The following is an 8,645-nucleotide window of genomic DNA, read 5'->3' as shown; positions in this document are numbered from 1 at the left end:
CTTTCAGATTTCCGCAAAGCCTGCTCGGTAGCACTACTGGTGGAAACTGCAACAAAGCCTTCTCGTCTGCCTCAATAAAAACGGTGGGATTTGTCTAAAAAGTTCGACCGCTGGCATATCCGCTCGGCGGGCTATTGGTTAAACCCGCGCATATTTGCCTTCAAGGCGGCGGCTGTTTGCTTTGCCTTCAAGCGGGCTTGCTCGGCAGACTGGTGGAAGTCCCAGTCAGACTTCTCGGTAGGCAACTAGACGGAAGCTCTCGCAAAGCCTGCGCGGTAGCCTTACTGGTGGAAACTTCAGCGAGGACTACTCGGTAGACAGGTAGTCGGAATCTTCCAGCACATTGCTCGGTAGCCCAACCGGTGGAAACTCCAACAAAGCCCGCACAGTAGGCGCTTACCCGTACTACGGCATATAGGCTTTCGCCCTTCGGCAAAGCCCGCTCGGTAGCCTTGTGCGCGGAAATTGCCAGTATATTGCTCGGTAGGCACAGTAGGCGCTTATCCGTTTTATGGGTCTGGGCGGCTTATTCGCCCTATCGGTTTAGGCGCTCGCGCCCATATTCGGGCGCGGTATTTGGCTTCTTTTACAGGTCTAGGTTCACGGGGGAGGTGCTATTTTTTTTTCTGCAGCAGTGAGTCGCTCTCGGCAGGCGTGTCTCCCTGCCCCTTTTTGCAAAGCCTCCGTCCGCTCGCTTCGCGCGGCGGCTGTTTGCTTCGCCTTCAAGCGGGCTTGCTCGGCAGACTGGTGGGTGGAAACCCTCGGCAAGCTCTCTCGGTAGCCAAAATCGCTTCTTTCTTTCAGATTTCCGCAAAGCCTGCTCGGTAGCACTACTGGTGGAAACTGCAACAAAGCCTTCTCGTCTGCCTCAATAAAAACGGTGGGATTTGTCTAAAAAGTTCGACCGCTGGCATATCCGCTCGGTGAGCGTTCGGTTAAACCCGCGTGTCGCCGTTTGCAATTACCGGTATATCGGTGCGTCAGCCGAATCAGCCCGTATGTCGCCTTTCGGCAAAGCCCCGCTCGTCAGCCCCGCTCTTGCAAACCACCGGCATATCGCTCGGCAGGTATGGCGGGCGCTTATCCGTTTTATGGGTCTAGCCGCCCCGCCTGTCTGCCGGGTTCCCTCAAGGAACTCGGTTGATTCGGTTTCGCCGAACACCGTATTCGCCCTATGGTTTTGCCGTATCGGTCTCGCACCCGTGCCGTTTGGAACCTCGTGAGCGCCGTTTGTTTTGCCGGAGGTGTTTCGCCCTTCGGCGTATTAACGATTTAGCGCTGATTTGAGCGGCGCGCGCGGCAATCCGCGGGCGCCGAATCGCTTCGCGGCAAGAACCCGCGAGCCGCCGGTGCCCGGTTTTAAGCCGCTCATACGATTTTATGAGTGACTCATAAAAACCTCTGAGTAACTCATACGATTTTATGAGTGGTCCATAAAAACCTCTGAGTGACTCATACGATTTTATGAGTGGTCCATAAAAACCTCTGAGTGACTCATACGATTTTATGAGCGGTCCATAAAAACCTCTGAGTGACTCATACGATTTTATGAGCGACTCATAAAAACCTCTGAGCCGCTCAAAAATGCGTATAAGCGTTTACAAAACACCATAAATGAAGTAGGATATAGTGCTGAACCGTCCGCGACAACCGGCAGGCGGCGCGTAAAAACCCACAGACGGCGAAAAATCCGCCGGAAAAAGACAACAAGGAAACACGTATGGCACACACGAGCGATTATATGCCGCACCGGGACGCGGAGTTCGACGGCTGGTTTGAGAATCTGAACAATTACGTGCAGGAAAAGACCGGCGGGGAGTCCCCGGAGTGGACGCATATTCCCAAAGACGCGGCGGACGGGCTGTTCGCCGCCTATACGGACTGGCACCGCGCATACGCGGCGACGCTGGGCGCGCATACGGCGGTGGACACGGAGGCAAAAAATGACGCGAACAAGGCGGCTGCGGCGTTTATCCGCCCCTTTGTGGCGCAATACCTCAAATTCGCGCCGGTGACGAACGAGGACCGCACGGCTATGGGGCTGCATAATCATGACGACAGCGCGACACCCGTGCCGCCGCCCGCGACCCGCGCGGCGATTACGGACATTCGCGCTATCGGCGGCTATCAGATAAAAATCTGGTTCCGCGACGAGCAGACGCCGGACAGCCGCGCGGTGCCCTACGGCTTTAACGGCTGCCTGCTCAACTACGCGTGGGGCGCGGAACGGAGCGACAGCGTCTCGGTTTTGAAAGAGACCGCGCTTATGACCCATTCGCCCTGGACGCTCACGCTGCCGCCCGAGGCGCAGAAGAGTTTTCTGTCCTGCGCCGCCCGCTGGCAGAACAAAAAAGGTGCGCTGGGTCCCTGGGGAGACATTCAGCACGTCGTGGTCGGCTAAAACACGGAAAGAAGCGGGGAAACCCGCTCGGAGCGCACAGGAAACAGGCATAGCCTGTTTCCTGTGCGTCGCTCCCATTCCCGCCGGCAAATGCCCGGGCCTCGGAACGGGGCTCCGGTTCCTTCCCCTCCCCCGTCTGCGCTTCCTTCGCCGTCAGCCCACACACCGCCTCGCTCTGCGCTTCAATAAAAGCGACGGGTTTTTCCCGAAAAGTTCGGCGGCTGATATATCATTGTGCCTTATCTTTAGCCGGTTTTATCGTACCGTGTTTAATATAATATGCAATATTCCTATCATTGCAAAAATCAACTGTTTGTTTTGCCAGTGTGTTATAAAAAACATCTCGTTGGTTATACGCAGTAACTTCACGGTTATAATTCAACCTGCCAAATATTATTTTGTCAACAAAACTAATAGACTCAAGTATCGGCAAAAAATCCTGCTTTACAATATTCGGGGTCGGATATGGTTCAATACTTACCCACGTTCTACACCCTTTGTCGTGGAGTTCTTTTAGCGACTCGATTCTTTTCTCATACGGCGCCGAATGCGGCTCCATACGCTCCCGAAAAGATTCATCAAGCGAAATGAGTGTTATTCCATATATATTTTTTTGCGATAAGGATGCAAGGTTTTTTGGCAAAACGCCTTTTGTAAGCACAGAGCACGACACGTTGTGCGTGTTGATTTTTTTTATTATTTCAATGCTTAATTCGCAAATATCGGTATAGTTATACATAAAAGGGTCGGTCGTAAAACATAGATGTAGCGATGTTATTTTATCCTTATGTTTTGGAATTTCTTTGTCCAATAATTCCAGCGCATTGTTCACAATTGCAGGTTCAATCCATTCTTCATACGAAGCAATTTTTCCGAATCGCTTTGCCATTAAATACGCATAGCACGGATATTCGCATCCGTGCGCACACCCCTGTACATGATTTACAGTATAATCACCGTATTCAACATTAGTTTTGTAGATTAACGATTTACGGGTAATTGATTTTTTTGTGGTACTCATGTTGCACTCCTGATATATGCTTGTTTTTCATTATCAAAAGATAAAAAACCACTTGGTTTTCCGGTCGGTGTTTTACTAGGGTTTCTGCGAATAACTACCTCTGTATTTTGTTCCATACCTTTAATAACTCCGTTGATAATGCCGCTCTTACAGTATGGACCATATTTGGAAAAGAACTCTGCAAGAAATATGTTTATCTGTGTTTCTTTTGTAAACGATGGAAGTAATGTACAAAGGTCTTTTTTTATTCTATCAGAATCAATGATATTTTCTTCATGGTCTTCTTCAAACAACCCGGGTTGCCTATCTTTTTGTATGTTTTGCCATGATTCCCATCTAGTACAAATATTATCAGCCATAAGAATACAGCCATCGGGGTGATTAGTTGCATGAACCATGCGGTATTTTGGGCGTTGTCCTTGTTTTATGCGTAATGGCATATTCAATACATATTGATAGCTTTCCTGTAATTTCTTATAGTATTGATCTGCAAATATTTTTTCTGCCTCATAACCATTGTATTTACCTGATTTGTATTCATTGATAATTTTTATCCAATAATCACCACCGGCAATAGCAGATAATTCTTCAATTGATTTAGCTGACGTATCAAATTCTGTAGTGTCATATTCCACAAGATCATCAAAGAAATCATTCTCCATATCTTTTGCATAGTCTTTACCGAGCACATGACATGCTTCACGAATAAAACCGAACGAGTTTAAATTAATTAAAAGTTCAATGCTATTAAAAGCGCGTTTTGCAAACGTCTTAAACAGCGAATGTTGCAATGCTTTTATACCATACGGGTCAATATAAAGAAAAATATTACAGCCTTCTTTCTGTGATAGAATGTTTTCAATAGTATCTTCGTAAGCGCCAGAAATTATTATAACTCGATTCTGTTGCGGTAGGTTTTTATGTAAATCATCCGCATAATTCAGATCAATAAAATATGCCGTAATTGACGATGAAATAACACTGGTAGCGCTGACACATTCATTTACTATATCAAGTGCTATTAGTGGCGAACCGTTGTTACCGTCTTCAAATTTTCCTTTTCCGGCAAATCCATCAACGTAAACCAAAGGTTTATGTGTTGTAAGAATTTTTGTCACATAGGGTTTAAAGTAGCAAGCCAATAGTTCGTCTTTTACAATTGACCACGGTTTCTTTTCTTTGAAAAAAGCATCATTACGTTTGCTCATTCACTCTATCCCTCCCCCAACCCTAAACTCCTTCTCATAGTCTTTGATAAACGCGCCCTCGTCAAGCGTCAGTCCGTAAAGCGGGGCAATCGCGTCATCTATCCGGTCGATCAGGTGCTTTGATTTCCGTATTTTGTATTCCTTAAAGGAATCGACGCGCGCATAGCTTTTTGTTTCGTGGCGTATCGCGTTCCGTTCAGCGTCCGCCAGATATTCGGCATAGAGCGTGTCAATTTGCGCAAGTACGGCGTCGGTCAGGCTTTTCACCGGCACGGTGAACGATTCGATTTCGTATGATTTCAAATGTAGACTATCAGCATAAACTTGCTGAAACCAAAAGAACAGACTGCTGCTCAAAATCGCGCCGACTGCGTTGGCAACCTTTTTGTCAAAATAAATCGCCTTTTCTTGTGTTGAACCGGTAGGGTAATTGGTAACCACGTTATAATATCTGCCGCCTGCAGTCCGGTAAAAAATAGGCGAGCCGGTTCTTTTTGCCAAAGTCCCGACGGCGACGGTGTGTGCCGAAAAAATTTTGTCGAGTATACGCTGTTCCACTTCGAGCGATATTTTCGGCAGTCTGCCGGTAAGGCGGTATTTCAGCGATTCGGCGAACTGCAAGCCGTCGATAAGCTGCTTCAGCGGTTCTTTTCCCGACCAGCGGTTCATCTTGGTGGTCAAAAGACTGTCGCAGGGTGTTCCCGTTTTGGCAAAGGACAGAATAGACGTCGCGGTGCAGGCGTGCTCAAATATCTGCTTCGGGCGTTTCGCGTAGGAAGAAATTTTTATCTGCCGGCAGTTGCCGAAAAGCACGGTGTGTATCCCCGTCATGGAATCCGAAGAGGTAAGCGATAGCGGCACGATAAAATGCGCGTTTCCGTTTTTTCTGCACAGCGAATAGCCCCTTTCGATAAACAGCGAGAAGGTGTCCAGCGAGCCTTTCTGCGTCTGTTTTATGGTGCGCGCGCTTTGATAATTCGCCCGGAAATACGGCTTGAAACGCTCGCCATAGTCCACCCCATACGGCGGGTTGCCTATGACTATGTCGAACCCGATAAAGTCCCCCTCGTCGTTGAGCGCTTCCGGGAACTCGAACCGCCATTCAAAGGCGTTTTCGTATATCCTGCCGCTCCGCAGTTCCGCTATGCCCGCCTCGGTCTCGGCTATCCGCGCCGAAAGCTCGGCTACCCGCGCCGCTGTTTCCTGCGCTTCTTTCCGCGTCGGCTCAAACAGCGCCCCCTGCTTCGTCAGCGCGGAGAGCTCCGCCTCCAGCCGCTGTTTCCGGCGCGCCAGCGGGTCGCTGTGCTCCGCTTCCTGCCGGAAGCGCGCCGTTATGTCGGCTATGACCCGCTCCAGCCCCGCCTTTTCCCGCTTGCTGCGGGTGTTCCGGTACGCCTGCACGGCGTCTTTGTATCCCTGCACCGTGTACTCCGTGTCCGCCAGCGCGCGCTTCACGTCCGCGTCGCAGGCGAAGCGGCTCACGAGGCTGTTCCCGCACTTAATGTTTATGTCTATGTTCGGCAGCGTTTCGAGCGCCGCGTAGCCGCTTTCCTTCGTGTAATAGGCGTTTTTCAGAAGCTCTATCCACAGGCGCAGGCGGCAGATTTTCACCGAATTGGGGTTGACGTCCACGCCGAAGAGCTGCGTCTCGATGATTCGCCGCTTTTCGCGGAACAGCGTTTCCTGCACGCGGCGGCTTTCGGCGACCTGGGGATTATATGAGAAAATCGCGCCGTCCTCCTCCGACGACAGGACGAGTTCGTCGTTGGCGGCTTCCGCCCGGTATCCCTTGAGCAGCCTGCCGTCCGCGTCCATAAGCACGCCCAGCTCGCTTTTGAGCGCGATAAGCTCGTTCAGCGCGGACACCAGAAAGTGCCCCGACCCGACCGCCGGGTCGCACACGCGGATGCTGTCGAGTATGGCGTTCGCCTCGGCGAGCTCGGCGGCGCTCCGCCCGGTCCGGTTGTGCAGGTCCGTCAGCGTGCGGGCGTCCCAGCCCTTCGCCGCGTTGAATTTGTCGAGCGCCGAGCGCGTAATCGTCTCGCGGCACATATACGCGGTAACGGAGCCGGGCGTAAAATACGAGCCGTCCTGGTAGCCGTTGATTTTCTCAAAAATCAGCCCCAGCACCGAGGCGTTGACGAGCGTCTTGCGCTCCTCCTGAATCGCCTCCGTGCCTTCGCTCGCAAAATCGTAGGCGTCCAGAAACGCGAACAGGTAGCCGAGCGCGTTCATCGCGCCTGTCCGCTTCCTGCCGGACGAATCCTTGAGCACGGTTGACGCAAAAAGCGCCAAATCCCGCTCCGAAAGCTGCCCTATCGGGAAGTACTGCCGCTCCGTTTCGCTCATTTCAAACAGCGAGCTGTTCAGATACGGCACATTTTTGAACGCGCGGGCGACCGAGCCGTCCCGCTTGTCCGCCTCGACCGCGAGCGCGTGAAAAAAGAGCTCGTCGAGCGCGTTGTACGTGGGGATTTTATCCGCCGACAGAAAGGCGTGCTCGGCGTTTCCGTTCTGGTACGCAAGGACTTGAGACTCAAGCAATTTCAGAAACAGAACGCGGTTTATCCACGTAATGACGAGTTCCAGCGCGGCGGAGAAAAGCTCGTCCTCCCCCGCGAGCGGGAGGCGGCTCGCGAGGTGAAACAGCGCGTTCTCAAGCAGCGAGCCCTCCTGTCGCGCCGCGGGCGGGTTCCGCACTATGACCTTCTTGTGGTCGCGCTCCGTTTCCGTAAGACCGAGCAGGTACAGCAGTTCCGCGTAAAAGGCGCGGTCGAGCGAATTGCTGTCGTTGGCGAACGGCAGCTTCAGAAGGTGCGTCGGCGACAGCAGCTTATACGGCGCGATTAATTGCGCGTCGTGCTCGGCGGTATCGCTCCGCAGAAACGCCTCGTAGTCCGCCGCCGAAAAATACGTGTAGGGAAGCGCGTCCTTGTATTTCTCAATAACCGGTTGAGCGATATTCGCGTAAAAGAAAGCCGTGTCGCGCCCAAGCAGCGCGCCGTCCGCGAAATCCTGATAAATCTTGACCAGCGCTTTATCGGCGAAGAACAGCCGCTCAAAGTCGGCGGCGTCGAATATGAACCATTCGCGGCAGTCGGTAACTATCAGGCGCTTGATTTCGATATTGCGGTATTTGATTCGCTCCCGCAGGTAATACCATAGCGCCTGCTGCAGCGCCTTCGCGTTCAGGTTTGCGCGGCTCGGCATTTCCGCCGCGCTGCCCGCCTTCTTCGTCTCGATGATGACGCCGACGGGGGACGCGGAATCCTTCCCGGTGTGAATCGTCAGGTCGATTTTGCCGCTCGTGTTGATAAAATAATCCGGCGCGTAGTACGCGTTCTTGAGAAAATCCGACAGCAGGTTTTTGCCGAACTCTTCCGATTCGCCGGGGTTGCAGAGAAGCGCGTCCAGCAGTCGGGTAAACTCCGCCTTGAACCGCGCGATTTCCGCGCGTTCCGGCTTGAGCCGCAGAAACGCCTTGTTGAGCGCCTGTTTTGCCGTAAGCATAGCAGCAGTATGCCGCTTTCCCGCCGCCCGCTCAAGCGCTCGCCCCGCTCATACCCGCGTATATGCCGCTTCTGCGCGCGTATATGCGGCACAATCTCACGTATGCGTGACAGATACGCGCGTATGAGGCACAGAACCTCGTGTCGGAGCGACATAATCCCGCGTATGAGCGACGCATACGCGAGTATATGTGGCGGAATCCCGCGCCGGAAAGCGGCGCATTGCCGAGTCGGCGCAAAAAACCGCCGTATAGCGGGTTCGCGGACTGGGGGCGGAAACCTAATGCCGGCTCCCGCTCGCGCCGCACAAAATGCCCCCTATACTGGTTTGCAGCGCACGCCGCGCGGTAACACCGAAGTTCCCGCACAGGCTTTGCCCTTTGTGCCGCGAGTTTGCGAAGCAAACTCGGTAGCATGCCGCAGGTGTACGGCAGTTTCCTCAAGAAACTCGAATGTTCCCCGTAAGGGAACGCGAAACTCGGACGTTTAGTTACCGCTGAACGCTG

6 protein-coding genes are annotated in these 8,645 nt (G+C 52.5%); 2 read left to right on the top strand and 4 right to left on the bottom strand.

Annotated features, from left to right (window positions below; translation table 11 throughout):
* Positions 1 to 90: 90 nt before the first annotated feature.
* On the top strand, positions 91 to 249 hold the full coding sequence (locus tag AWU74_RS11310) for a hypothetical protein (protein WP_187150757.1): 159 nt from the start codon (positions 91 to 93) through the stop codon (positions 247 to 249).
* Positions 250 to 961: 712 nt separating this feature from the next.
* Here the strand turns inward: AWU74_RS11310 and AWU74_RS09675 are convergent.
* Positions 962 to 1,162 (bottom strand): hypothetical protein, encoded by a 201-nt coding sequence (locus tag AWU74_RS09675; protein WP_162504576.1) that lies wholly within the window; start codon positions 1,160 to 1,162, stop codon positions 962 to 964.
* A 558-nt stretch (positions 1,163 to 1,720) separates the two neighbouring features.
* On the opposite strand from AWU74_RS09675, the gene AWU74_RS00250 reads away from it, so the two are divergent.
* Entirely contained in the window at positions 1,721 to 2,401 is a 681-nt protein-coding gene (locus tag AWU74_RS00250; RefSeq protein WP_062326482.1) for a hypothetical protein, read from the top strand.
* Positions 2,402 to 2,630: 229 nt separating this feature from the next.
* Here the strand turns inward: AWU74_RS00250 and AWU74_RS00245 are convergent, their stop codons facing one another.
* The 3 genes from AWU74_RS00245 to AWU74_RS00235 are packed head-to-tail and all read right to left on the bottom strand — an operon-like array spanning position 2,631 to position 8,140.
* Positions 2,631 to 3,422 carry a radical SAM protein gene (locus AWU74_RS00245; protein WP_062326480.1) on the bottom strand — a complete coding sequence of 264 codons (792 nt, stop codon included), beginning with the start codon at positions 3,420 to 3,422 and terminating at the stop codon, positions 2,631 to 2,633.
* On the bottom strand, positions 3,419 to 4,630 hold the full coding sequence (gene tcmP / locus AWU74_RS00240; RefSeq protein ID WP_062326479.1) for a three-Cys-motif partner protein TcmP: 1,212 nt from the start codon (positions 4,628 to 4,630) through the stop codon (positions 3,419 to 3,421). Before tcmP ends, AWU74_RS00245 begins: the two co-directional genes overlap by 4 nt.
* A complete protein-coding gene (locus AWU74_RS00235; protein ID WP_062326477.1) occupies positions 4,631 to 8,140 on the bottom strand; it encodes a DUF7149 domain-containing protein in 3,510 nt (1,169 codons plus the stop codon).
* Positions 8,141 to 8,645: the final 505 nt, after the last annotated feature.

Source organism: Treponema endosymbiont of Eucomonympha sp., from assembly GCF_001028545.1.
This window is presented reverse-complemented; position numbering and strand designations above follow the sequence as displayed.

Excerpts from the sequence above, each read along its gene's own strand:
- AWU74_RS00250 (WP_062326482.1), top strand. The coding sequence starts at position 1,721 with ATGGCACACACGAGCGATTATATGCCGCACCGGGACGCGGAGTTCGAC.
- AWU74_RS00245 (WP_062326480.1), bottom strand. The coding sequence starts at position 3,422 with ATGAGTACCACAAAAAAATCAATTACCCGTAAATCGTTAATCTACAAA.
- tcmP (WP_062326479.1), bottom strand. The coding sequence starts at position 4,630 with ATGAGCAAACGTAATGATGCTTTTTTCAAAGAAAAGAAACCGTGGTCA.
- AWU74_RS00235 (WP_062326477.1), bottom strand. The coding sequence starts at position 8,140 with ATGCTTACGGCAAAACAGGCGCTCAACAAGGCGTTTCTGCGGCTCAAG.